Annotated in this window: 27 protein-coding genes and 2 riboswitches; of the genes, 25 read left to right on the top strand and 2 right to left on the bottom strand. The window is 49.6% G+C overall.

Annotation, left to right across the window (positions count from 1 at the left end; translation table 11 throughout):
• The first annotated feature begins 114 nt into the window (after positions 1-114).
• The 6 genes from AC4G46_RS17740 to gerQ all read left to right on the top strand — a co-directional run bounded on the left by AC4G46_RS17740 (position 115) and on the right by gerQ (position 3,813).
• Positions 115-747: a pyridoxamine 5'-phosphate oxidase family protein gene (locus tag AC4G46_RS17740; RefSeq protein WP_491123894.1), complete on the top strand. Its 633-nt coding sequence runs from the start codon at positions 115-117 to the stop codon at positions 745-747.
• A gap of 162 nt (positions 748-909) precedes the next feature.
• Positions 910-1,086: a hypothetical protein gene (locus tag AC4G46_RS17735; protein WP_167360582.1), complete on the top strand. Its 177-nt coding sequence runs from the start codon at positions 910-912 to the stop codon at positions 1,084-1,086.
• A gap of 242 nt (positions 1,087-1,328) precedes the next feature.
• Positions 1,329-1,721, top strand: a complete 393-nt coding sequence (locus AC4G46_RS17730) for a DUF2500 domain-containing protein (RefSeq protein WP_491128914.1) — start codon at positions 1,329-1,331, stop codon at positions 1,719-1,721.
• Positions 1,722-1,872: 151 nt separating this feature from the next.
• Complete coding sequence (locus tag AC4G46_RS17725) at positions 1,873-2,628, top strand: SDR family NAD(P)-dependent oxidoreductase (protein WP_491123893.1); 756 nt, start codon at positions 1,873-1,875, stop codon at positions 2,626-2,628.
• A gap of 188 nt (positions 2,629-2,816) precedes the next feature.
• Positions 2,817-3,239: a cell wall hydrolase gene (locus tag AC4G46_RS17720; RefSeq protein WP_491123892.1), complete on the top strand. Its 423-nt coding sequence runs from the start codon at positions 2,817-2,819 to the stop codon at positions 3,237-3,239.
• Positions 3,240-3,333: 94 nt separating this feature from the next.
• A complete protein-coding gene (gene gerQ / locus AC4G46_RS17715; protein WP_491123891.1) occupies positions 3,334-3,813 on the top strand; it encodes a spore coat protein GerQ in 480 nt (159 codons plus the stop codon).
• Between the two features lie 89 nt (positions 3,814-3,902).
• On the opposite strand, the gene AC4G46_RS17710 is transcribed toward gerQ, so the two are convergent.
• Positions 3,903-4,262, bottom strand: coding sequence for a winged helix-turn-helix transcriptional regulator (locus tag AC4G46_RS17710; RefSeq protein WP_491128913.1), 360 nt, complete (start codon positions 4,260-4,262; stop codon positions 3,903-3,905).
• 152 nt (positions 4,263-4,414) lie between these two features.
• Here AC4G46_RS17710 and AC4G46_RS17705 point away from each other — a divergent pair, with 152 nt between their 5' ends.
• From AC4G46_RS17705 to murB, 10 genes are all read left to right on the top strand, one after another.
• Entirely contained in the window at positions 4,415-5,149 is a 735-nt protein-coding gene (locus AC4G46_RS17705; protein ID WP_491123890.1) for an NADPH-dependent F420 reductase, read from the top strand.
• A 284-nt stretch (positions 5,150-5,433) separates the two neighbouring features.
• Positions 5,434-5,634 (top strand): hypothetical protein, encoded by a 201-nt coding sequence (locus tag AC4G46_RS17700; protein WP_491123889.1) that lies wholly within the window; start codon positions 5,434-5,436, stop codon positions 5,632-5,634.
• Between the two features lie 559 nt (positions 5,635-6,193).
• Positions 6,194-7,510, top strand: coding sequence for a hemolysin family protein (locus tag AC4G46_RS17695; RefSeq protein ID WP_491123888.1), 1,317 nt, complete (start codon positions 6,194-6,196; stop codon positions 7,508-7,510).
• 173 nt (positions 7,511-7,683) lie between these two features.
• The gene (locus tag AC4G46_RS17690; protein ID WP_491123887.1) at positions 7,684-9,600 is read left to right on the top strand and encodes an ATP-binding protein; all 1,917 of its coding nucleotides are present in this window, start codon (positions 7,684-7,686) and stop codon (positions 9,598-9,600) included.
• Positions 9,601-9,692: 92 nt separating this feature from the next.
• Positions 9,693-10,445, top strand: coding sequence for a DsbA family protein (locus AC4G46_RS17685; protein ID WP_491123886.1), 753 nt, complete (start codon positions 9,693-9,695; stop codon positions 10,443-10,445).
• The gene (locus tag AC4G46_RS17680; protein WP_491128912.1) at positions 10,445-10,876 is read left to right on the top strand and encodes a disulfide oxidoreductase; all 432 of its coding nucleotides are present in this window, start codon (positions 10,445-10,447) and stop codon (positions 10,874-10,876) included. Before AC4G46_RS17685 ends, AC4G46_RS17680 begins: the two co-directional genes overlap by 1 nt.
• A 228-nt stretch (positions 10,877-11,104) precedes the next feature.
• Positions 11,105-11,264: riboswitch (cyclic di-AMP (ydaO/yuaA leader) on the top strand.
• A 135-nt stretch (positions 11,265-11,399) separates the two neighbouring features.
• Positions 11,400-13,217 (top strand): APC family permease, encoded by a 1,818-nt coding sequence (locus tag AC4G46_RS17675; RefSeq protein WP_491123885.1) that lies wholly within the window; start codon positions 11,400-11,402, stop codon positions 13,215-13,217.
• A gap of 209 nt (positions 13,218-13,426) precedes the next feature.
• The gene (locus AC4G46_RS17670) at positions 13,427-14,233 is read left to right on the top strand and encodes an ABC transporter ATP-binding protein (RefSeq protein WP_068725166.1); all 807 of its coding nucleotides are present in this window, start codon (positions 13,427-13,429) and stop codon (positions 14,231-14,233) included.
• A 35-nt stretch (positions 14,234-14,268) separates the two neighbouring features.
• Positions 14,269-15,087 carry a (2Fe-2S)-binding protein gene (locus AC4G46_RS17665; RefSeq protein WP_491123884.1) on the top strand — a complete coding sequence of 273 codons (819 nt, stop codon included), beginning with the start codon at positions 14,269-14,271 and terminating at the stop codon, positions 15,085-15,087.
• A 156-nt stretch (positions 15,088-15,243) separates the two neighbouring features.
• Positions 15,244-16,155: a UDP-N-acetylmuramate dehydrogenase gene (murB, locus tag AC4G46_RS17660; protein ID WP_491123883.1), complete on the top strand. Its 912-nt coding sequence runs from the start codon at positions 15,244-15,246 to the stop codon at positions 16,153-16,155.
• 86 nt (positions 16,156-16,241) lie between these two features.
• Here murB and ymzB read toward each other — a convergent pair whose 3' ends face one another.
• On the bottom strand, positions 16,242-16,583 hold the full coding sequence (gene ymzB, locus AC4G46_RS17655) for a protein YmzB (protein WP_491123882.1): 342 nt from the start codon (positions 16,581-16,583) through the stop codon (positions 16,242-16,244).
• Positions 16,584-16,764: 181 nt separating this feature from the next.
• Between ymzB and AC4G46_RS17650 the strand changes: the two genes are divergently transcribed.
• The 9 genes from AC4G46_RS17650 to AC4G46_RS17610 all read left to right on the top strand — a co-directional run bounded on the left by AC4G46_RS17650 (position 16,765) and on the right by AC4G46_RS17610 (position 23,915).
• Entirely contained in the window at positions 16,765-17,505 is a 741-nt protein-coding gene (locus AC4G46_RS17650) for a ZIP family metal transporter (RefSeq protein ID WP_491123881.1), read from the top strand.
• A gap of 76 nt (positions 17,506-17,581) precedes the next feature.
• Positions 17,582-17,625: riboswitch (PreQ1 riboswitch) on the top strand.
• Positions 17,626-17,702: 77 nt separating this feature from the next.
• The gene (gene queF, locus AC4G46_RS17645; protein ID WP_039873634.1) at positions 17,703-18,203 is read left to right on the top strand and encodes a preQ(1) synthase; all 501 of its coding nucleotides are present in this window, start codon (positions 17,703-17,705) and stop codon (positions 18,201-18,203) included.
• 30 nt (positions 18,204-18,233) lie between these two features.
• Positions 18,234-18,896, top strand: coding sequence for a 7-cyano-7-deazaguanine synthase QueC (queC, locus tag AC4G46_RS17640; RefSeq protein ID WP_491123880.1), 663 nt, complete (start codon positions 18,234-18,236; stop codon positions 18,894-18,896).
• Positions 18,896-19,378 carry a 6-pyruvoyl trahydropterin synthase family protein gene (locus AC4G46_RS17635; RefSeq protein ID WP_491123879.1) on the top strand — a complete coding sequence of 161 codons (483 nt, stop codon included), beginning with the start codon at positions 18,896-18,898 and terminating at the stop codon, positions 19,376-19,378. The genes queC and AC4G46_RS17635 overlap by 1 nt, the downstream gene beginning before the upstream one ends.
• Complete coding sequence (gene queE / locus AC4G46_RS17630) at positions 19,371-20,093, top strand: 7-carboxy-7-deazaguanine synthase QueE (RefSeq protein ID WP_491123878.1); 723 nt, start codon at positions 19,371-19,373, stop codon at positions 20,091-20,093. The genes AC4G46_RS17635 and queE overlap by 8 nt, the downstream gene beginning before the upstream one ends.
• Positions 20,094-20,270: 177 nt before the next feature.
• The gene (locus tag AC4G46_RS17625) at positions 20,271-20,789 is read left to right on the top strand and encodes a cysteine hydrolase family protein (protein WP_491123877.1); all 519 of its coding nucleotides are present in this window, start codon (positions 20,271-20,273) and stop codon (positions 20,787-20,789) included.
• A complete protein-coding gene (locus AC4G46_RS17620; RefSeq protein WP_491123876.1) occupies positions 20,789-21,634 on the top strand; it encodes a VanW family protein in 846 nt (281 codons plus the stop codon). The genes AC4G46_RS17625 and AC4G46_RS17620 overlap by 1 nt, the downstream gene beginning before the upstream one ends.
• Positions 21,635-21,733: 99 nt before the next feature.
• The gene (locus tag AC4G46_RS17615; RefSeq protein WP_491123875.1) at positions 21,734-22,870 is read left to right on the top strand and encodes a zinc-dependent alcohol dehydrogenase; all 1,137 of its coding nucleotides are present in this window, start codon (positions 21,734-21,736) and stop codon (positions 22,868-22,870) included.
• A 130-nt stretch (positions 22,871-23,000) separates the two neighbouring features.
• On the top strand, positions 23,001-23,915 hold the full coding sequence (locus AC4G46_RS17610) for a DMT family transporter (protein ID WP_491123874.1): 915 nt from the start codon (positions 23,001-23,003) through the stop codon (positions 23,913-23,915).
• Positions 23,916-23,918: the final 3 nt, after the last annotated feature.

Here is a 23,918-nt window from a genome sequence, read left to right as displayed (position 1 = left end):
GAAGGCTGCTGCGTGCAGTCTTCTTTTTTTGTAACCGGAGGCTCATATGAAAGCAGGGGTGTGATACAATGGGGGCAGATTTGGCTGTGGACTATATACATATGGAGGAAGCTTATGGCTGACTACAACTATCAGAGAATTGAAACGGAAGCGGAGCTGCGCGATTTACTGGGATTTCCCGGAGAGCTGGTACAGCACAAGGTTATTGGTGTTATTGATGAGCATTGCCGGCGTTTTATTGCCCAGTCACCGATTCTCATGCTGGCGACTTCGGATCGGGAGGGGGATACGGATGTTTCACCCCGAGGGGATGCCCCCGGATTTGTATTGGTTCTGGATGAGCACCGTCTGGTTATTCCTGAACGTCCCGGTAACCGCAGGATGGATTCCCTGATCAATCTGTTATCCAACCCGCGGGCCGGTCTTATTTTTATAATACCTGGGCTTGAGGAGACCTTGCGGGTAAATGGGCGGGCAACGGTTATCCGGGATGAGCAGCTGCTTCAGAAAATGGAGGCACATGGACGTACGCCGCTGGTCGGCATCATGATAGAGGTAGAGGAATGCTACACCCACTGTGCAAAAGCGTTCAAGCGCTCCAGCCTGTGGAATCCCGAATCCTGGCCGGCCAAGGATAGTCTGCCTAATATTCCGAGGATGATAGCGGATCATGTAAAGCTGCCTGGCATCGGTGCGGAACAGGTGAAGACCTCATTAAACGAGAGCTATACTAAACGGTTATATTAGAAGAGGCTTTGTCTAAAAAATGAACAAAATCACGTATTTTAAATTTTCCTTAAAAATGTGAAAAAAATCACATGACAAACAATAATGCTTGTGATATATTTAACACATAGAAAACAAGTTCATTTTTTCACAAACTTTCATCCACGAATAGGAGAGATTATAATGAAAACTTTTGAAACGGATTATGTGACTAGAAACCTTCTGCAATTGTGCTATAACTGCGACGACGCTCACCTGTGTGAAACAGAAGAACAATGCAGAGCCTGCTGGGCTGAGAACGGTATGATGCCGGCTGAAGAGAATGAAACCAAACAATTCCTTGATCTCGTACATGCATAATAGAATAGAGAGGCAAGACGCTGTCAAAGACCACATACGTTCTCATAACTGAGGACATAGTGGTCTTTTTTGCTGTATTTTGCTGTGTGAGTGAGAATGGATAAGGGCAAGCTGTCGGATACAATTGTGTTTTTTTTGTGATGCTGTAATGACAAGATGAGGCATATACATGTACAGAAGCATCCGGCAGGAATGCCGGGCGCGGCAAGTATCTGGGGAATAAGGGGGAATAAGTCATGGGAATGGGCTCGGATCCTTCTTGGATGTTCGATCTTACCGGGACGGTAATACCGATCTTCCTCGTGGTTATGATTGGAATAGTCGCGGTATCTGCAGGCAGAGGCTTGTTTCAGTGGAGCCGGAACAACAGCTCTCCCCTGCTCACTATCCCCGCCCGTATTGTCAGCAAGCGCAGTGAAGTCCGCCAGCAGCAGCTGCAGGATGACAGCCAGTCCAGCCGGACCAGCACGACTTATTATCTGACTTATGAGCTGCAGGACGGGGAACGAATGGAGTTTAAAGTAGACGGCAGTGAATTCGGCATGAGCGCAGAAGGTGACAGAGGTCTGTTAACCTATCAGGGAACCCGGTACCATGGCTTTCAGCGCCATCCGCATTACTCAACCGCAGAGTAGGCATTGATTGTATGCTAAAGGGACTTATGCTCCGGCAACAGCTTGTTTACTATATAACATGCTTTAATGTACAATCCCCTTGTTTCCAATACCGGAACAGGGGGATATTTATATTATGCGCAAATTACAATTACAGAGAGGAGAAATATTAATGAAGTATGTGGATAAAACCGTTATTGTCACCGGAGCCGGACGAGGGATCGGGAGGTCGGTTGCGGCTGCCTACGCGGCTGAAGGGGCAAAGGTAGTACTTGCTGAGCTGGATGCCGTTCTAGGCCAGGCAGCCGCAGAGGAGATCACAGCAGCAGGCGGGCACGCCGAATTTGTGGCCTGTGACGTCAGCAGGGAAGAGGATATTGTAGCGCTGGTAGCCCACACGGCGGACTGCTACGGCACCGTCGACATATTGATCAACAATGCAGGTATTGCCAATCCGCATTCTGCCGGATTCTATGAGCTGTCTGCCGATGTATGGGACAAGGTACTGAATACAAATGCCCGCAGTGTCTTTCTTGCAACCCGGGAAGCGGCCAAACATATGAGGAAGAATCCTGACGGCGGGTCTGTCGTCAATCTGTCCTCTACACGCTCTATGATGTCTGAGCCGAATACTGAAGCTTATGCGGCTTCCAAGGGAGCCATCTCGGCACTAACACATGCCATGGCAGTTACTTTAGGGGAGGACGGGATTACAGTGAACTGTATCAGCCCTGGGTGGATTGAGACCGGGGATTACGATGAGCTGCGTGAGATTGACCACAAACAGCATCCGGCAGGCCGGGTTGGCAAGCCTGAGGACATCGCCCGGGCTTGTCTTTATTTGACAGCACCTGAGAACAACTTCATCACCGGGGCACAGCTGGTAATCGACGGCGGTATGACACGCAAGATGATCTATGAGCCTTGATCTACTGTAACGGTGGGGGGGAAGAAATTAGGCGCTGACTGTCACCTCTTGGGCGGATGCACATACAATACAGCGAGCAGTACAGAAAAGTGGAGACTTGCGGAGCGGGTTGTGACTGCACGCCGGCATTAAAACGGTGCTGGCCGCAGAGCCTGACCAGAGCTCGGTAAGTGCAAGGAGGAGAAAGCATGGCCGTCATCAAAACGAATTCGGAAGATGTGAGGGTGCTGGCACGGCTGATGAGGGCGGAAGCTGAGGAGGATGGGGATTCCGGCATGCTCATGGTCGGCAATGTCGGTGTGAACCGGATTCTCGGGAATTGTCTGGACTTCAAAAACATCCGGAATGTGAATGATATGGTGTATCAGAGTCCGGGCGGCTTCGAAGCCCCGCAGAAGAGTTACTTTTACCAGCGTGCCAGGGAGTCAGACATCAGACTGGCTAAACGGGTTATAGCAGGTGAGAGAACCTGGCCGGCCTCTAATGCATTATGGTTCTTCCGTCCTGTCGGCGCCTGTCCGGATCAGTGGTATAACCAGCAGAATACCGGACGCTACAAGGCCCATTGCTTCTTTACCCCGACCGCTGAGGATTGTCCGGCTGTATATTAGGCATCGCGGGCTGCAGGAGACAGACTGGCTGTGCGAATACGAATTGCCGCTACTGTCTCCTTGAGCCAACATTTACTTAGGAGGTTTTTTACAAATGATTAGTCAACCTTACCGTCCCGTTACTTATATGATCGGCAGCAATCCTTCCGGCAATATGATGCCGATGGGTACCATGAATCCGATGAGCGGCATGACGCCAGCAGGAACCATGAACCCGGTGAGCAGCATGCCGCCGCAAGTTACCAGCGGAAGCCCGATGACACCTGGCGGAGCCGTAGTGCCGACTACTGCGCCAGTATTTGAGCAATCTTACATCGAAAATATTTTCCGGCTGAACCTCGGCAAGATCGGAACGTTCTACTACACATACGAAAACAACAAAGAATGGAATGCTAAGGTGTACAAAGGCGTGCTGGAAGCCGCAGGCCGCGATCATATCATCATCAGTGATCCGGTTACCGGACAGCGCACCGTCCTCCTGATGATCTACTTCGACTATGCCACCTTTGATGAGCCGCTCGCTTATCAGTATCCGGGTGTTATCGGCAATCCGCCTACACGTAACTGCCGCTAAAATCCAAATGCCATTAACCATAAAAAAGACAGTTCTCCGGCAGCGGAGACTGTCTTTTTTGGGTGCTCAATTTAACAGCGTAGGCCTGGTTAATCAATCTTATCCCCAAACTTATCTCCGAATTGTTCCATTAAATCAATGATCGGAATCAAATGCTCCCCTTTTGAGGTTAATGAATACTCAACACGCGGAGGCACCTCGGGATAAACTTTGCGGTTAATTAAGCCATCCGCTTCTAATTCTCGAAGCTGCTTTGTTAGCGAACCTTGCGAAATTCCCCATAAACGAGTCTTAATTTCATTATATCGACGCGGGGAAAATTTTAAAAACCAGAGAATGATATACTTCCATCGTCCCGAAAGTACATTTTGCGTGTAGGCGATGCCATATACCTCTCTATGATCCTTCTTGCATTCTTCGCTGAAGCCCTCTTCATTTATTCTGGACACCTTATTCAACTCATTTCTGTGGTTAGGTACAAAAAAGGGTACTATGTCATTTTTAATTGCCTTCTTCAAAAATAGTTGCAACATCATTATATTAGTACATGTATACAGATTACTCAATCAGGGACCTGAGATAGGATACAGGAGGAATGGAAATGAAAGTTGGAATTATAGGTACAGGACCAATTGGATCAAACATTGCAAAAAAATTGGTTGAGAATGGACATGCTGTTAATATTTCTGATGCTCGCGGGATTGAACACCTGGAAGGAAAAGAACTTAAAGGAACACCTGTGAAGGTAGAAGATGTGATTGAAAATATTGATATTCTTATAACATCTGTTCCATTCTATGTGCTGCCAAGCCTTCGCAACATTATGGATAAGGTGGGGCAGGAAGTAATCGTTGTAGATACTTCAAATTATTATCCGCAAATTAGCGGTAAAATCGAAGAAGTTGAGAACGGGATGGTAGAAAGCGTATGGGTATCTAACCATTTAGGTAGACCAATCATTAAAGCTTTCAACAATTTGTTAGCCCATACCTTAGAACATCGTGGAACTCCCGAGGGCACTGATGGCCGGATTGCCATAGCAATTGCTGGTGAAGACCTAGCCTATAAACAAATAATCATGGGTGTGGCAAACGATTTAGGCTTCGATGCGGTAGACAGTGGTTCTTTAACCGATTCTTGGAGACAGCAGCCAGGAAATCCTGCCTATTGCACGGAACTGACGAAAGAAGAACTAACCGAAGCATTAACGAAGGCAAATAAAGAAAAAGCCCCGTTTTTAAGGGATCAGGCAATAGCAAAATTATCAGCGTCTGCTGCTAACGGATACACACATCAAGATGTTGTTCATTTAAATAGAGAAATATATTATTCATAAGTTGTCGCAAAATAGGGTTGAAAAAGTATCTGGCCAGCCATGAGGCTTCCTGGCTTACCTTTGCCGGCGATTAATTGAGCAACCGATACTTTTAGTTTAAATAGCGACGGATCAGTTTAGAATTCGTCGCTATATCTGTGCGCTTTACATCGCATTTATTTCATGAAGTAAAGATTTTAAGCAGAGAGCGCAGCGCATTTGCTGCGGATGCGGAGCGGACACCGCTTTTTATGTTTACAGGAATTTTATCCCTGTTGTCGAATTACAGTTGCGGGAGGGATTATATGGATATATGGGAAGTTGCCGGACCGTTAATTATGACAATGCTGGTGCTGCTTGTTGTAGGTGTAACACTGGCAATAATCGTTAGAAGAATGGAACGAGGTTTGATGAGGAACATACTTGTTAAACTTACTCCAGTATTTTTAGCAATGTTCTTATTAGGTGCAATTACATACTTTAGTGGTGTATGGGGGAGTCGCTGAGATTCAGCGGCTTTTTTTTATTATGCCGAAAGGAGTAGCAGCCATGAAGTCGGAACCAGCTGAAAATCTCCTTCAGGATCAATTTCACGCTGAAGCGCCTCTGAAATGTTCTATCTCGAAGATCTGATGTGTACAACGACTGCAATCGTTGAACAGACCGTGCGAGTGTTTTGATCCCTGTCTCATAAACGGGGGCAGTCCCCTAACTGGTCGGTGTTTTTTTTATTATTGGAAAATCACACCATTTCTTAAACCTGATTTTCAGTGAAAAAATCACGAAATTCTTTTATTAAATTAACGTAGTTTATACTTTTAACCCTTATGTGTCCAAGACCGGCAAAAATAGATCATATTTTTACACCACTTAAGACCTGTTTTTATTTAGTCGTTAATAATATAATACAGTATATCTTTAACATTCGTGATTGTAGTCGGGAGATGAAGACATTGGGAAATTGATGATGAAAGGAACAGCTGAAATGACGCAGGCTGATACTCTGAACAAACGAAGGAGGTGGGCCTATCCGCCGAATAAGGACTCGGTGGGTAGGATGATAATTTGAGTGACCCTTTACCCGGTATATTACATGTAGGTCTCATTATTTTGCTTGTGCTGTTTAACGGCTTTTTTGTTTCGGTTGAGTATGCAATGGTCAAGGTACGCAGCGGCCGCATTGAATCTCTGATTGAAGAAGGCAGCAAAAGAGCGCTCGCAGCTAAAAAAATCGTGCACAATCTGGACGCTTATCTGTCCGCCTGTCAGCTTGGCATCACACTTGCCTCGCTTGCCCTGGGCTGGCTTGGAGAGCCGGCTGTTGCTACGATTGTTGGGCCGCTTGTAACAGGCTTAGGCTTTGGCGATGCAGCCGTTTATGTCATTTCACTTATTATTGCTTTTATGTTTATTACGGTTCTGCATATTGTCCTCGGCGAGCTGGCCCCGAAGACGATTGCGGTGAACAAAGCGGAAGCGGTACTTCTGCTAACCTCCGGGGTCATGAATGTCTTTTACCGGATCATGTATCCGTTTATCTGGATCGTGAACGGATTGGCCCGGGGACTGCTGCGTATCTTCCGCCTGTCACCGGCTTCGGAGCTGGCCACGGCGCACACCGAGGAAGAGATCCGCATCATCATGCAGGAGAGCAATAAGAGCGGGCTCATCGATAATACCGAAATGACCCTGGTAGACAATATTTTTGAATTTGCCGATACAATGGCTCGGGAAATTATGATTCCCCGGACCGAAATGATCTGCCTGAACAGCCATCTCCCGCTTGAGGAGAACCTGGAAATTGCCTTCGACGGCATGAGAACACGGTATCCGGTCTGTGACGGCGACAAGGATCATATCCTTGGATTCATTCATATCAAAGATCTGATCCGGGAGAATACGCCTAAGTATTCCGACTTGATCCGTCCTATCCTGACCGTTCCGGAGTCCATCCAGATCAGCGCCCTTCTGAAGGTTATGCAGCGGGCAAAGACGCAGATCGCAATTCTGATTGATGAATATGGCGGAACCTCCGGTATGGTAACTCTTGAAGACATCATGGAAGAGATTGTCGGGGAAATACAGGATGAATTTGACGAAGAACGTCCCGGCATCGAGAAGCTGGGGGAGGATGAATACTCCATTGACGGTCTCATGCTGATTGAAGAAATCAATGATTTGCTGGGACTTCACATGGAGACCGATGACTATGACACAGTCGGAGGCTGGATGTATTCCAAGCTTGAGGTCAATCCCCCGCAGAAAGGCCAGAACGTCGAGTTTGACAGCCATCTGTTTGTTGTGGAAGAAACAGAGAACAAACGCATTTCCCGGATCAAGCTGCTGAAGCTGCAGATTCTGTCCGAGGAAGCAGGAGCTTAAAACAAGTCTTATCAGGCATGGTGCATAGTTTGTGCACTATGCCCTTTTTTGTCTGTAAAATTCCTTGCGGGTGTAAGAATATACCATTTATTTGGCCGATTCGTACTGTTTCTTGGAGGGTATAAGTAGTGTAAATACATTAGTTATACTCAGTAAAGAAAGGAGAGGGGCGCATGCTGCAACACCCGGATCATTACCGTGACCTGCTGGTGCTCTTTTCTGTTGTTATAGCGCTGCTTTCCTGCTTCTCCTCTCTGGATCTGGCAGAACGTCTGATTAGGGAGAGAAGGGGCCATAAATTCATCTTTATGCTGTCTTGTTTTTTAGGCACAGGCATGTGGAGTATGCACTTTATCGGAATGCGGGCAATGCGGACGGAAATGACTATGGCTTATGATTTGCCGCTCCTGCTGTTGTCGCTGCTTGTACCGATTGCAGCTTCTTATGCGTTATTTCTGCTGTTCAGCAGCCCATTTACACGCAGCCGGTTTTTTTTGGCGTTCGGCGGGGTTCTGTTCAGCAGCGGTCTTGTGATCATGCACTATTGCGGCATTCTGTCGATGAAATTTTACGGAGACTACGAGCAGAGCCTGCTCTCTATCCTCACTTCCTTTGCCTTCGCCCTGGTTGTACCGGTGATCGCCTATTTCTATAACCCTGGCTGGATCGCAGGTCCTTATAATATGTTCGCTCTCAAAAAAGTACTGCTTGTACTTGTGCTTACCGCGTGCCTGAGCGGGTCACACTATGCCGCCATGGACGGTGCATCGTTCTCGAATACAAGCGCTTTTAATTATACAGGAACTGTCCCGCTGCTGCCTGATTCACTTTTGGGCATATTGTTGGGAGGCTCGTTTTTATTGATTGTGACACTGGTTCTGGTTCTTCTGTACAGGGACCGGCAGCGTGTTCTGTTCTCTGCAAGCTTTAATGAGCAGCGCTATACGGCCTTATTCGAATCCAGTCCCGACATGGTGCTGTGCATTGATCCTGCCCGCAAAAAGGTTATAAGCTCCAACCCTTCACTTCAGCATATGACCGGTTACCAAATGGAAGAGTTAAGCGAGTATAAGAGCATTCTCAGTACTCCAAAGGATGAGGCTACACTGAAGGAAGCGGTGAACAGGGCAGTGGACGGGTATTCCTCCAAGCTTGAGCTGGAAATCCGTCTAAAGGACGGCGGCACCATGATCTGCAGCACAACCGTTTTCCCGCTTGTTCATGACACCCAGAAGCTGGTTTATCTGGTTGCTGAGGACATTACTGCCTTTATTCAATTCCAGCAGCAGCTGATTGTCGCCAAGGAAGCGGCAGAAAGCGCTGACCGGATGAAAAGCGAGTTTCTGACGACCATGAGCCACGAGATCCGTACGCCGCTGAACGGCATTATCGGCATCAATCAGCTTTTAGCCGAGGATATTGATAATCAGGAGCTGCAGGAGCTGCTGCGGCTGCAGTACAACAGCAGTCAGGCGCTGCTCAGTGTAATCAATGATGTGCTCGACTTTTCTCGGCTCGACTCCGACGGACTAAAGCTGCAAAACGAAATTTTTCCGCTGAAGGCACTGCTAGGTGAATGCTCCAATCTGTTCGAGGCGACTGCCAAGGAGAAGGGGCTGGAGCTGAAGCTCGGAATTGAGGCAAATGTTCCTGAAATGGTAAGTGGCGACAGTGTGAGAATCCGCCAGATTCTGGTTAATCTGATCGGGAATGCGGTTAAATTCACTCCCGGCGGTGAGGTGTCGATAGAAGTGGAATACAGCGGTACTCAAGCCGGTGAAGGTGAATATACATTTAAAATTAAAGATACCGGTATCGGCATTTCGTCCGATAAGCTGCCGCTGTTATTTCAGCCTTTTACGCAGCTTGATGCGGCGCATAACCGGCATTATTCCGGCACAGGCCTTGGGCTTGCGATCTGCAGGAAACTGGTCGAGCTGATGAATGGCCGGATTAAGATAGAATCCGAACCCGGGAGAGGGACAGAGGTTATATTCTGCCTTACGCTCAAGTCCGGCGACAAGAATTACAGCGGGGGAAGAGAGAGCAGCGAAGCGGCAACTAAGCCGTTAGAAATAGAGGTTGTCTAAGCTTGAGTTTGCCAAAGAGAGAAGTTTAATTATATAATTTTAAATTATATGATTTAAATTTATTGTCCCGCAGGACAGAAAGGAACTCTCACTTGGGCAAAAATAAACGTAAAAGCGCTGCTCTTCCCCAGAATAGTAAAAATGAGAAGCTTGTAGCGCAAATGGAACAGCAGAAGAAGAAAACATTGATAGTGATTGTTGCGACGATCGCCCTGGTTGTCATTATTTTTGTGGGATTATTTATGCTGGCCGCAAGAGACTCATCAACAGGAACTTCAGCCGAACCGGTTGAATTCAACTACAGTGAAATGACTAGACTTGGCAGTGAGGATGCACCTGTCAAAATCGTCGAATTCGGCGACTACAAATGTCCGGCTTGCGCCCAGTTCGCAGGTGCCATTAAGCCGCAGATTGTACAGGATTATGTAAATCAGGATAAGGCCGCGTTATATTTTGCAAATCTGGCCTTTATCGGGGATGACTCCAAAACTGCTGCTCTTGCAGCCTTGTCTGTCTACCATCAGAACAGCGATGCATTCTGGACATACTACGATGCTATTTATGCCAACCAGGGTGATGAGAATAAGGTGTGGGCGACTGAGGACTTCCTGGTTGAATTGGCGCAGAAAGAGGAGCTGCCAATCGATTATGATCTGCTCCGCAAAGACATTAAAGACAAGACCTATAACAGCCAGCTGGAAAGTGAGATTCAGCTAGCCTCGGCTTCCGGCGTTTCTTCGACTCCTACCCTCTTTGTGAATGGGGTAATGGTCGACGAGCCATTCAACATGGAGGCTATTGACGCTCAGATTCAGGCCGCTTCCGAAGCGGTGGTTGCCGAGTGATGAAGTTCACCGCCTTCTGCCGGCGCCATTGTCTGTATCTGGCCTGGTTTGTGTCGATCGTTGCTGTTGCAGGCAGTCTCTACCTGAGCGAAGTGCTGAAATACGAGCCATGCAAACTGTGCTGGTTCCAGCGCATCTTCATGTATCCTCAGCTGTTTCTGCTGGGAATTGCCACGTACCGCGGGGATAAAAAGATTATTCCCTACGTCCTGCCGTTAAGCATTATCGGCGGAAGCATCTCCATTTACCACTATGCTGAGCAGAAGATTCCTGCGCTGAGCAAGGTGCTTCCATGTACAGTTGGCGTTCCCTGCAATCAGGATTATATTAATCTTTTAGGCTTCATTACTATTCCATTGATGGCCCTTACGGCGTTTACCCTGATTACAGTTTTATTGTGGACAGGACGTAAAGATACAGACGGGGAATAGGCAGCAGGCAGGCGAAATTCCGAGCATCAAAAAATCCTGATTTTTTTGTCACAATTAACATCCAAAACACGCTAAAACCACGGTACAGAGGGATAATGCAAGAGAATGAAAGATCAACTTATCCCTTATCATGGAATTGCGTGTTTTGGATGTTTTTTCATTCCTTTTTCATTTGTTTCACTGCTTTACTGGGAATGCTTTGTAGACTATCATTAAGCCTTGTGAGAAGTTGAATACGCGCTGAATTTTCCGCAGGGAAATCGGGGGAACCAAACTCGGCCGCACGGCCGACGGGGTGAATCGGAAACAGGCCAAAAAGGCTGTAACCGTAGGGCTTTCCACAGTCCGAATCCGCCAGCTAACCTCGTAAGCAAAGGTGGGATAATGACCATGCTCATGGCATGCGGATCATTTCCGTATGCTTATTTTTGTGCCTGCATTTATGAAAATCCACCTATGAAAACGATGAAAACAGCGCACGGTATAACCGGTTCAACTAACAAAGAGAGGAACTGTTACAACAATGGTAAGCAAGGTAAAACGACTATTGATCGGACGTCCGATGAAGTCGAACGAACTCGATCATGAAAAGTTATCCAAGGTGAAAGCACTGGCTGTCCTGTCTTCTGATGCGCTCTCGTCTGTAGCCTACGGAACGGAACAAATTCTCCTGGTACTTGTGGCTGCAGGCTTTACTGCCATCTGGTACTCACTGCCAATCGCGCTTGCCGTATTGGGCCTGCTGGCCATACTCATTTTGTCCTACCGGCAGACGATCTTTGCCTATCCGCAAGGCGGAGGGGCCTACATCGTAGCCAAAAGCAATCTGGGCGTTCCTACCGGCCTGTTAGCCGGCGGATCTTTATTGGTTGATTACATTCTTACCGTTGCGGTTAGCGCCTCGGCGGGCACGGACGCGATTACGTCGGCTTTTCCAAGTTTACATGATCATTCGGTGCTTATTGCAGTGTCCGTCATTATATTGCTTACTATTGTCAATTTGCGCGGGGTTACGGAGTCTGCTTCTTTTATCGCAATCCCGGTATATTTGTTCGTTGGCTCGATCTTTTTCCTGATAGTTGCAGGGGTGTTCAAATACCTGACAGGCGGGGCCCATGCCAGTGTACCTGAAATTGGCTCGGCAGTATCCAATGTCAGCCTGTTCCTGCTGCTGAAGGCGTTCAGCTCCGGCTGTTCGGCCTTGACCGGGGTAGAGGCGGTATCTAATGCCATTCCTAACTTCAAGGCTCCTGCGGAAAAAAATGCCGCCAAAACCCTGATGATGATGGGATTGATCCTTGGTGTAATGTTTACAGGCATTACTCTGCTGGCTTACTGGTACGGTGTTACCCCGGATGAAAAAGCCACAGTAGTTTCCCAAATTGCCGAGTCGACCTTTGGCCGCGGCGGTTTGTACTTCTTCATTCAAGGGATCACAGCTGTCATCCTGTTCCTTGCAGCAAATACTGCCTACTCGGCGTTCCCGCTGCTCGCTTTTATGTTTGCCAAAGATAAATATTTGCCACATGCCTTCATGGTCCGCGGAGACCGGCTGGGTTTTTCTAACGGTATTATTTTCCTCGGAGTGCTGTCGGCAGTGCTGGTAGCTGCATTTCACGGGAATACGGAAGGACTGATCCCGCTGTATGCTGTCGGTGTGTTTATCCCGTTCACCTTATCCCAGCTTGGAATGATGGTGCACTGGTACAAAACCAGACCGAAGGGCTGGCAGAGCAAGTTTGCTGTGAATACGGTCGGTATGCTGACCACGCTCACCATTACGCTGATCTTTATTATTACGAAGTTCTCCAGCGTATGGATGGCCTTTATCTTCCTGCCGGTTGTAATGCTGGTATTCCACCGGATTCACCGCCATTATCTTAATACCGCTGACCAGCTGCGGATCTGCCCTTCGACCGACAAGCCTTGCATTAAGGGCAGTACAGTAGTAGTCCCTGTAGCCGGTGTTACCCGTGCTGTATTGCATTCCATCAGCTATGCCAAATCCCTGACGGACAATGTGGTAGCTGTATATGTAGGCTTTGACGAAGAAGAGATTCACAAAATGGAGCAGAAGTGGGAGGAATGGAATCCTGGCGTGCGCCTGATCGTCCTCCGTTCCCGGTACCGGAGCATCATCCGCCCGCTGGTCAAGTTTATTGATACAGTGGAGTGGAAGACCGCTTCAACAGACCATATCACGGTACTGATTCCGCAATTTATTACGAAGCACTGGTGGCAGGCCATCCTGCATAATCAGACCAGCCTGTTCATCCGTTCTTATCTGATGAACCAAAAGGATATCGTAGTAGCAACAGTTCCTTATCATTTGCACAAATAGTCAGGTGACATGATGAAGCGGCTGCTTCCGTTTACAACGGGGGCAGCCTTTTTTTGTGAATGCTTGTACAACTTTCATATATTTGCGATAATGATAATTGAGAACCACTATCAGTTGAGTGATAAACAATATCAGTCACTTAAACCCCGGACCCATGTGCTTAACGCCGCTGAAGTCATACATAGAATAACTATTAAGGAGTGGAGATTATGTCAGAACGTTTAAACACAGAACAGCTAAGTATCGGGTATGCCGAAGCAACGATTGTCAAAGGTCTGAACCTGTCACTGCCGACAGGAAAAATTACAGCGCTGGTTGGAGCTAATGGCTCCGGAAAGTCTACAATCCTCAAAACAATGGCGCGGATTATGAAGCCGAAGAGCGGAAGTGTGATGCTGGACGGCAAATCAATCCATACCCTGTCCACCAAGGAAGTGGCCCGCCAGCTGGCGATCCTGCCGCAGAATCCGACGGCTCCGGACGGACTGACGGTGTCCGAGCTGGTTGGTTACGGCCGGTATCCGCATCAGAAGGGCTTTGGCACAATGACGCCCGAAGACCGTGAGATTATCGCTAATGCAATCACGGTGACCGGTATGGAGGAATTTCATGACCGTCCGATTGACCGCCTGTCGGGCGGGCAGCGCCAGCGCGCCTGGATCGCTATGGCTCTGGCCCAGCAGACGGATATCCTGTTCCTTGACGAGCCGACCACGTTCCTCGATATGGCCCACCAGCTTGAAGTGCTGCAGCTGCTGCAGAAGCTGAACCAGGAAGAAGGCCGCACGATCATTATGGTGGTGCATGATCTTAATCATGCTTCCCGCTACGCGCAGCATATGGTGGCGATCAAAGCCGGTACAGTTGTCAGCGAAGGGACTCCGTCCGAGGTTATGACGCCTGATGTACTCCGCAAGGTCTTCGGCATTGAATGCGACATCGTTGCCGATCCGCGTACGGGTGTCCCGCTGTGCCTGCCGTATGAGCTGGCAGCTTATAAGGCCGCAGGATTGTAATCAACCAGGGATACTCATAAAGAGGAGGAAACGTAATGAACGATGCACAGCAAGAGCAAATACAGGACTTTGGCAGCAAGTTTGATCTGCATCCCGGCATTCCGGCAGGAACAGTGCATTCCTTTAATGCCGCTGAGATGGCAGATGAAAAGGGAATGAGCGCTTTTGTCGAGTGCTATAGGCCGCTTATCAAAGGGATGGATGACAAGGTGGCCGCCACCTACTTTGCCGGTGCCTTCGGTAATGTGGCCCTTGCAGTCCAATATGCCCTTTCTGTTTATTCTGCCAGTCCTGATGTCAGTCTGCCCGGCTTGTCTGTGCATCTCATACCAGCTCAGGGATATTGGCGTGTAGCCTTCTCCCTGAACGAATGGTCATTCACTCCGGCTCCTGCGGGCGCCAAGGAGCGCACGGACTGGCGTAATGAACAGCTGACCCGGTTTTACAGGGATACGGCCGCACCGCTGCTGGCTGTGTTATCCAGCGTCACCGGGCTTGCCGGGGGAGAGATCTGGGGCCAGCTGCCCACCAAGTTCAACTATTATCTGGAGGTTTTTACTTCCGGAGATGTTCCCGCAGGCATACTGGAGACTTTGCAGGAAGATTACCGGTATCTGCGCGAAGAAATGCCGGCAGCACTATTCGGTTTGAAGAGAAATCCGTTTCACGTTCAGGTGCGCAAGATTGAATCGCTGGCTGATCCGGATAAGACCGTAAATATGCGCAACCGCTGCTGCCTGTATTACCGGACAGAAGGCGGAAGCTATTGCTACACCTGTCCTCGGCTGAAGGAAGAAGAGCGGGCGGCACGCCGGACTGAATTCCGCAGTACTGCCTCTGCAGGTCAGGCTTAGATATAATTCGCCGGATTGCCGCATAAACTGGATACACGCAGCATCAGCAGCAGGCTCCCGTCATTGACAAGGGAGCCTGTTCGTTGTTACAGTTGGGGATGCCATTAATTCAGGCTGATAGCCGGCTCATGTATTGATTGTAAAGGAGCATGAAACATGAATATAAGCCAAGTTGAACAGGATTTGCAGCAGCTTCTTCCGGACGGAACGGTAAGAAGCCGGGAAATGCTGAAAACTTATGTGTTTACACAAATCGGCGGGATCGCCGACATTCTGGCTGTACCTGCAAGCTATGAGGAAATACAAAAGGTGGTTACATACGCCCGTGAGCGTAATATCCCGTTAACCGTGCTGGGGAACGGATCAAACGTCATTATACGCGACGGCGGCATACGCGGAATCGTACTGTATACATCGGTTTTGGATAAGATGTCCATTGAGAACGGGCTGCTGGTAGCCCAGTGCGGGGCCAAAATTATTGATGCCTCGGCCTATGCGCAGGAGCAGGAGCTGACAGGTCTGGAATTTGCCTGCGGTATTCCCGGAACAGTAGGCGGCGCGCTTTATATGAACGCCGGTGCCTACGGCGGCGAGGTCAAGGATGTGCTGCACAGTGCGCTGGCTGTTAACAAGGCCGGAGAGCTCGTTATACTACGCGGCGAAGAGCTGGAGTTTGGCTACCGGCACAGTATTTTTGCAGGCGGGGATTATATCGTGCTCGAGGCGCGTTTTGCCCTGCGGCAGGGAGATCCTGCGGCCATCAAGGCGAAGATGGATGAGCTGACCTATCTAAGGGAATCCAAGCAGCCGCTCGAATATCCTTCCTGCGGCAGTGTATTCAAGCGTCCGCCGGGCCGGTTCGCCGGGCAGCTGATTCAGGAAAGCGGACTGCAGGGCGTACGGATCGGCGGGGCTGAGGTATCCCGCAAACACGCCGGATTTATTGTAAATGCGGATAATGCAACGGCTAACGACTATATCGGGCTAATTCATCATGTCCGCGCTGCGGTAAAGGATAAATTCGGGGTAGAGCTGGAGACGGAAGTACGCATTATCGGGGAAGACTGAACAGGAGGCCGCAGACTAGTGCTGTGGCCTCCTGTTTTTAATATAGAACCTGATGTTTAAAGCTTAATGCAATTAACTATCACCGGTTAAGCTTCACCGATAGTAATAGTGTAACGGGCACGCTCAGTCTGCAGCTCAGCCTTATCTGCTTCCGCTGAATGCACCTGCAGTCCGCTGACCGCCAGTTCATAGCTTGGCTGCGGCAGGGGGACAAGTTCTCCGTCTCCATTCAAAGTGTTACCGGTGCCTCGTAGTATAAGGGCATCGCCCAGATAATCGTCAATCACATCCTCGGAGCTCCGGTAATCCACGCTTTCCAGGCTGAAATGAACCGTGTCCACATCCTCAAGCTCTTGCTTTTCAATGACAATTGTTTTACCCGCCTCTGAGGCTAGCCATTCTTGAAGCTGCTGTACCGCTTGTTCCATAAGCTGATCCCATCCTTGTATAGGAGATTATATTTTAAGTTACCCCTTTATGTACAATTGAATCCATCCCTTATAATCTGGCATCAGTCAATGGCCGGAATGTTTGCTGCAAGCATTAAAAGTGTACAATAAGACTATGCGTGCAGAGCGCAATTTCTTCTGACAAAAGAAGGTGAAGCAGATGTGGAATGCTCTGTTATGGGGAGCGGTATCCGGTTCGGCGGTGCTGATTGGTGCGCTGGCAGCCCTGTTCTTGCGTATCCAAACCAAGTGGATCGGCTTCATTATGGCGTTCGGGACAGGCGTGCTGATCGGCGCTGCCGCCTATGAGCTGCTGGATGATTCCGCAAATGACGGCGGACTGGTTCCGACGATCATCGGTTTTATTGCCGGTGCGCTCGTGTTTACAGGGTTTGACTCTTACATTTCACGCAAGGGAGGATCAGGGCGGAAGCGTTCGGTCCGGTCAGAGAAGAGCACAAAGCCGCAAAGAGGAAGCGGACTGGCGATATTTGCCGGAACTGTGCTGGATGCCGTTCCTGAGTCCATTATGATCGGGGCAAGCCTGATCTCGGGAAAAGGGGTAAGCCTTCTGCTGGTGATTGCCATTTTTATCAGCAATATTCCTGAAGGGCTGTCCAGTACAGCCGGACTCAAGCAGGACGGATACAGCAAAAGCAAAGTAATCCTGCTGTGGCTCAGTGTGCTGGTTATTTCTACTGTAGCTTCTGGAGCAGGCTATGCGTTTATGGATCATGCGGGCGGGTATACAACAGCGCTGATTGCCTCTTTTGCCGGAGGAGGAATTATTGCCATGGTGTCTTCCAGTATGATGCCCGAAGCCTATGAAGACAGCGGGCCGCTGACCGGTTTGGCTACCGCGCTTGGAATGCTCTGTTCACTTATTTTGGATCATCTGTAAAGCTTGCCAGAAGGCCGTGAAACATGGTATAGTTCAAGTCGCTAATACAAGCATAAGAAGAATTCTGTGCGTCTGCACAGGAGAGGTTCGCAAACTCCCTCTATAAAAAACTATTTAGTAGAGCCAAGTTTTCGAAATCTCGTTCTTCTTTCCTGTTGCCGGCAGAAAGCCGGGGGAAAAGAGAGGGGTTTTTTGTCATGTCAGAAGGCAGACTGAAAGAGGAAATGCCGGAGGTTACCCTATTAGGCAACCAGGGAACCAAGTATAATTTCGGATATGATCCGGAAGTGCTGGAAGCGTTCGATAACAAGCATCCCGGCCGCGATTATTTTGTCAAATTCAATTGTCCGGAGTTCACCAGCCTGTGTCCTGTAACCGGGCAGCCGGATTTCGGCGTGATGTACATTTCGTACATTCCCGATATCAAGATGGTGGAATCCAAGTCGCTTAAGCTCTACCTGTTCAGCTTCCGCAATCATGGTGATTTTCATGAGGACTGTGTCAACATTATTATGAATGACCTGATCTCCCTGATGAATCCGCGCTATATTGAAGTGTGGGGCAAGTTCACACCGCGCGGCGGCATCTCCATTGATCCTTACTGCAACTGGGGGCGTCCGGGAACCAAGTATGAGGCCATGGCCGAGCACCGGCTGATGAATCATGACCTGTATCCTGAAAAGGTGGACAACCGCTAGATGGAAGGCATGGGAGGAGAGATGAATCGTATGAATAAAAAAGCACTCGTTGTGTTCAGCGGCGGCCAGGACAGCACTACCTGCCTCGTGTGGGCGCTCAAACATTTTGATGAAGTGCAGGTTGTTACGTTTAACTATAACCAGCGCCATGCGGCCGAGATTGAAGTTGCGAAGGAAATTGCCGCTAATTTCGGCGTGAAGCAGCATATCCTCGATTTGGGACTGCTGAATCAGTTGGCACCCAACGCGCTCACCCGCGATGATATAGCTATTGAAGCCGGGGAGGACGGGGAGCTGCCGAGCACATTCGTGGACGGACGCAACCTGCTGTTCCTGTCGTTTGCCGCCATTCTGGCCAAGCAGCTGGGCTATGCGAATATTATTACTGGCGTATGCCAGACCGACTTCAGCGGATATCCGGACTGCCGTGACGTGTTCGTAAAATCACTGAATGTGACGCTTAACCTGTCAATGGATTATGAGTTTGTCATTCATACCCCGCTGATGTGGCTGGATAAAAAAGAAACCTGGAAGCTCGCCGATGAGCTCGGCCACTTCGATTATGTCCGTGAGCATACGCTGACCTGCTATAACGGCATCATCGGCAGCGGCTGCGGTACCTGTCCGGCGTGCCTGCTGCGCCAGCGCGGGCTGGAGCAATATGTGGCGGAAAGAAAGCAGGGTGATTTGTAATGCTGGGCGAAGTAACAGTCTGCAAAATTTTCACCTTTGACTCTGCACATCAGCTGATTGGCCACAAGGGCAAATGCAGCAACCTGCACGGGCATACGTACAAGCTGGAGGTTATGCTCAAAGGGAAGCCGCTTGCAGAAGCCGGCCACTCGGACGAAGGCTTTGTCATTGATTTCAGCGATATTAAGGCGACCGTACAGCAGCAGCTGGTGGACCGGCTGGATCATGCTTTTCTGGCGATGGGCAATGAGCCTGTGCTGGAAACCCTGAAACAGACCGGCTCCAAGGTAGCGCTGCTCGGCTTCCGTACAACAGTAGAGAACATGTCTGCATACATTGCCCACCGGCTGAAGCTGGCAGACCTGCCGCTGTATGCGGTGAAGCTGTGGGAGACACCGACCTCCTGGGCGGAAGTGCTGGCTTCGGATATTCCGGAAGACGGACCGGCCTACCGGATGCACGGGGGCTGTGACTGTGAGTAAAATTCCGGTAATTGAAATTTTCGGCCCGACGATTCAGGGTGAAGGCGCCGTTATCGGCGTAAAGACGATGTTTGTGCGCACTTACGGTTGTGATTACCGCTGCAGCTGGTGCGATTCGGCCTTCACCTGGGACGGCTCTGCCAAGGATATCGTACGGATGCTGGAGCCGGAGGAGATCATGAATGAGCTGCTTGCCCTGGCCGGCAGTAATTTTGACTCCGTGACCATTTCAGGAGGCAATCCGGCACTGCTCGGTGACAGCATGGGGCAATTTGTTGATCTATTGCATGAACGCGGCATCCAGGCAGCAATCGAAACCCAGGGGAGCCGCTGGCAGGACTGGTTTTATGAGATTGACACGCTGACGATCAGTCCCAAACCGCCAAGCTCAGGCATGAAGACGGACTGGGCGATGCTGGACAGTATTCTCGAGAAGCTGAAAGTGCTAGGCAAAGGAACACACAGCCTGAAGGTAGTGGTATTCAATGAGGAAGACTATGCCTATGCCAAAACGGTACATCAGCGTTACCCGGGAGTACAGCTGTTCCTTCAGCCTGGTAATGATGATGTGACGGAACCGGGAGACATATCGGCCCGCCTGCTTGGACGACTGGAATGGCTGTTCAATCTGGTTATTGCCGATCCGGCCATGAACCGGGTAAGAGTGCTGCCTCAGCTGCACGCATTAATCTGGCACAATAAACGGGGAAAATAGCAGGTACTGATTAAAGAGGCAACTGTGATTATCTGATGATAATTGGAGCTGCCTCTTTTTGCTGAACTTTTACACTGAAATAAATGCTAAGAATATAGTAGGTTTAATAGCAAAATTTGTTATAGAATAGATTTGAATATGAATCAGAGTTATTTCATACTGGGGAGGATTTTAGAGATGACTAAGGCACTGCTGATTATTGATGTACAGGAAGCGATGTTTTCTTATCCGGGAATGAGTCTGTTTGACGGGGAGCAGGTAATGGACCGGATTGTATCCCTGCTGGACAAAGCCCGTTCGGCTGGCGCTCCTGTTGTGTATATCCAGCATACAGAGGATGAGGAATATACCCGGGGGCTGCCAACCTGGGAGATCAGCAGCCGGATTACGCCGCGCGAAGGGGAAACGGTTGTGGAGAAGCCGACCTGGGATGCGTTTCACCGTACTGTACTGCATGAGGAGCTTCAGCGTCAGGGTATTACAGAGCTCGTTATCTGCGGGATGCAGACGGAATTCTGTCTCGATACCACCTGCCGGCGTGCTTACAGCATGGGCTACCGGAGTATTCTGGTACAGGATGCGCACAGTACCTTCGATAACGGTAATCTCAGCGGGGAGGAAATTGTGCGGCACCATAACGGGGTGCTCGGCGGAAGATTTGCCAGACTGCAGCGTGCGGACGAGATCGGGTTTTGATGAGCCAGATCAAGTCGGCAATGAAGCCAATCCGCCGTTCCAGGCTGCGTTTGTATGCCGGTAAGCGGTATTTCATCTGCAAAAGATACTGGCAGTGGCTGATCCGTCCCGGCAAGAGGGCAAAGACCTTCAGCAAAGATATACTTACATATAAGGCAGCAGAGCATTCGACTCCTCTGCTGCGGAAGCTGCGTAATGTAGACATGCAGCTGCAATACAATAAAATCACCAACCTGACGATCGCTGCCCGCAGGCTGGACGGGCTGCTGATCCGTCCGGGTGAGACCTTTTCCTATTGGCGGAGTATCGGGAAGCCGACCCGCCGCAAAGGGTATGTGGACGGGATGGTGTTATTCTATGGCGGTTTCCGCTCCGGAACAGGCGGCGGTTTATGCCAGCTGTCCAATCTGATCTACTGGATGGCGCTGCATACCCCTTTGACAGTAACGGAGCGTCACCGGCACAGCTACGACGTGTTTCCGGATGAGCGGCGCACCCAGCCGTTTGGCAGCGGGGCCACCTGTGCCTATAATTATCTTGATCTGCAGCTAACGAATAATACAGATCATCCATATCAGCTGAAGCTGCGTCTTGATGATACGTTTTTGCACGGGGAATGGCGATGTGATAACGAGCCGTTGTACACCTATGAGGTGTATGAGGCGGATCATGTCATCAGTCTAGAGCCATGGGGCGGATACATCCGCAGCAACCGTATCCGCCGCAGAAGGCTGACCCGCAGCGGAGAAGTAGCCGGTGATGAAGCTGTAGCCGAGAATCATGCCCTGATGATGTATTCACCGCTGCTGTATCCGCCTGCCGGAACGGAAAGCGGATCGTTATAACATGGACAAACTTTATGACGAGGGCATAATCCGGGGGAATTTGGGGTTATAACATAATAGGTTTTGTTATACTCTACTTTCGAAGGAGTGGTCCTCATCATGAGAGCTGTTACGTATCAAGGGAAGAAGAAAGTGGAAGTCAAGGATGTAGCTGATGCCAAGCTGGAGAAGAAGGATGATATTATCGTCCGGATCACCTCGACTGCAATCTGCGGTTCTGACCTGCATATTTATAACGGTGAAATTCCGGGCATGCACGATGATTATGTGATCGGACATGAACCTATGGGGATCGTTGAGGAAATAGGACCCGAGGTGACCAGGGTTAAAAAGGGCGACCGCGTCATCATTCCGTTTAATGTAGCCTGCGGACAATGTTTCTTTTGCCAGCATGAGATGGAAAGCCAGTGTGATCACGCGAATGATGCGAAGGATACCGGCGGTATGCTCGGTTATTCCGATTCGTACGGCGGTTTTGCTGGCGGGCAGGCGGAACTGCTTCGGGTACCATACGGCAACTTTGGACCGTTTGTGGTTCCTGAGGACGCGGAGATGGAGGATGACAAGCTGCTTTTCCTGTCTGACATTGTACCGACTGCCTGGTGGGGCGTTGAGCATGCAGGGGTCAAACCGGGTGATACGGTAATTGTACTGGGCTGCGGTCCGGTCGGTCTGCTGACCCAGAAGTTCGCCTGGATGAAGGGAGCTGCCCGGGTCATTGCCGTCGATCATGTGCAATACCGGCTGAATCACGCCAAGCTGACCAATAATGTGGAAATTTTCAATTTTGAAGAGATTAAAGACTTTGAAGTGCATATGAAAGAAATCACGCGCGGGGGAGCAGATGTTGTTATTGACTGTGTCGGCCTTGACGCCAAAAAGACAGTAGTGGAAAAGGTGGAGACCGCGCTGATGCTTCAGGGCGGTTCGCTCGGCGCTTTCCGGATTGCCTCGGAGGTAGTGCGCAAGTTCGGCACCATCCAGCTCGTCGGTGTATACGGCCTGAACTATAACATGTTCCCGCTTGGACATCTGTTTGAGCGCAACATCACCCTCAAAATGGGCCAGGCCCCGGTAATTCATTACATGCCGCTTCTCTACCAGATGATTAAAGATGGCAAGTTCGATCCTACTGATATTATTACCCACCGGCTTCCGATCAGCAGGGCGGAGCATGCCTACCAGGTGTTTGGCGAGAAGGAAGAGGATTGTATCAAGGTAATACTGAAGCCGTAGCAGCCAGAATGAATAAGGACAGCCCGCTTGGAATATCCGGCGGGTTTTTGGGTTGACTGAAAGGGCAACCAGGATATAAGCTCTAATATGGCTTGTAATTTTGTCTTTAGATCTGAAAGGAAGCTGCCCTGTGAATATCAAAAAACCTCCGGTTCCGGTTCCGCTGCTGATGCTGGTCGGAATTGTGGCCATTTCGTTCTCCGCCATTTTTATCAAATGGTCATCTGCCCCGGCCTCCGTACAGGGGATGTACCGGCTGCTGTTCACCTCACTGCTGATGCTGCCCTTTGCCCGGCCTTACAGCGGAGCAGCCTTCGCGCTTAAAAGGAAAGACTGGCTTCTGCTCGGATTCTCCGGTTTCATGCTGGCACTGCATTTTCTGCTGTGGATGGGCTCACTCAAGTTCACCTCTGTAGCAAGTTCAACCATGATTATGGCGCTGGAGCCGGTGTTCATCATGCTCGGTTCATATGTGCTGTATAAGGAAAAAAGCACAAAAGCAGCGATTCTCGGCCTGGGAATTGCCATATTCGGAACGGTATTCATCGGCTGGGGCGACATCGGCCTGTCAGCTGATAATATAAAGGGCGATCTGCTGTCGGTCGGCGGTACAGTTGCTGTTTCGGTACATATGATGGTAGGCCAGCGTCTGGTCTCCCGTATGCCGTCTTATTTGTACAGTCTGATCGTTTTTATTTCTGCTTCCATTGTTTTTGCCGTGTATAATCTGGCTGCCGGAATACCTTTCTTTGATTATCCGCCTAAGGAGTGGGGCATTTTTGTACTTCTGGCTATTGTGCCTACGGTATTCGGCCATATCCTGTTTAACTGGCTGCTGCAGTATGTATCGGCTACGACAGTCTCAATGAATATCCTCGGAGAGCCGGTTGGTGCCAGCATCCTGGCCTTTCTTCTGCTCGGGGAGAAGCTCAACAGCCTGCAGTGGACCGGAGGGATTCTTGTCATGGGAGGACTGGCGGTCTACCTGTATTCCGGGCGTAAAAAAACAGCACCAGCTGCGGAATCTCTGCCATCAGCTTCATAAATG

It is taken from the genome of Paenibacillus sp. fava2, from assembly GCF_058313675.1.
This window is presented reverse-complemented; position numbering and strand designations above follow the sequence as displayed.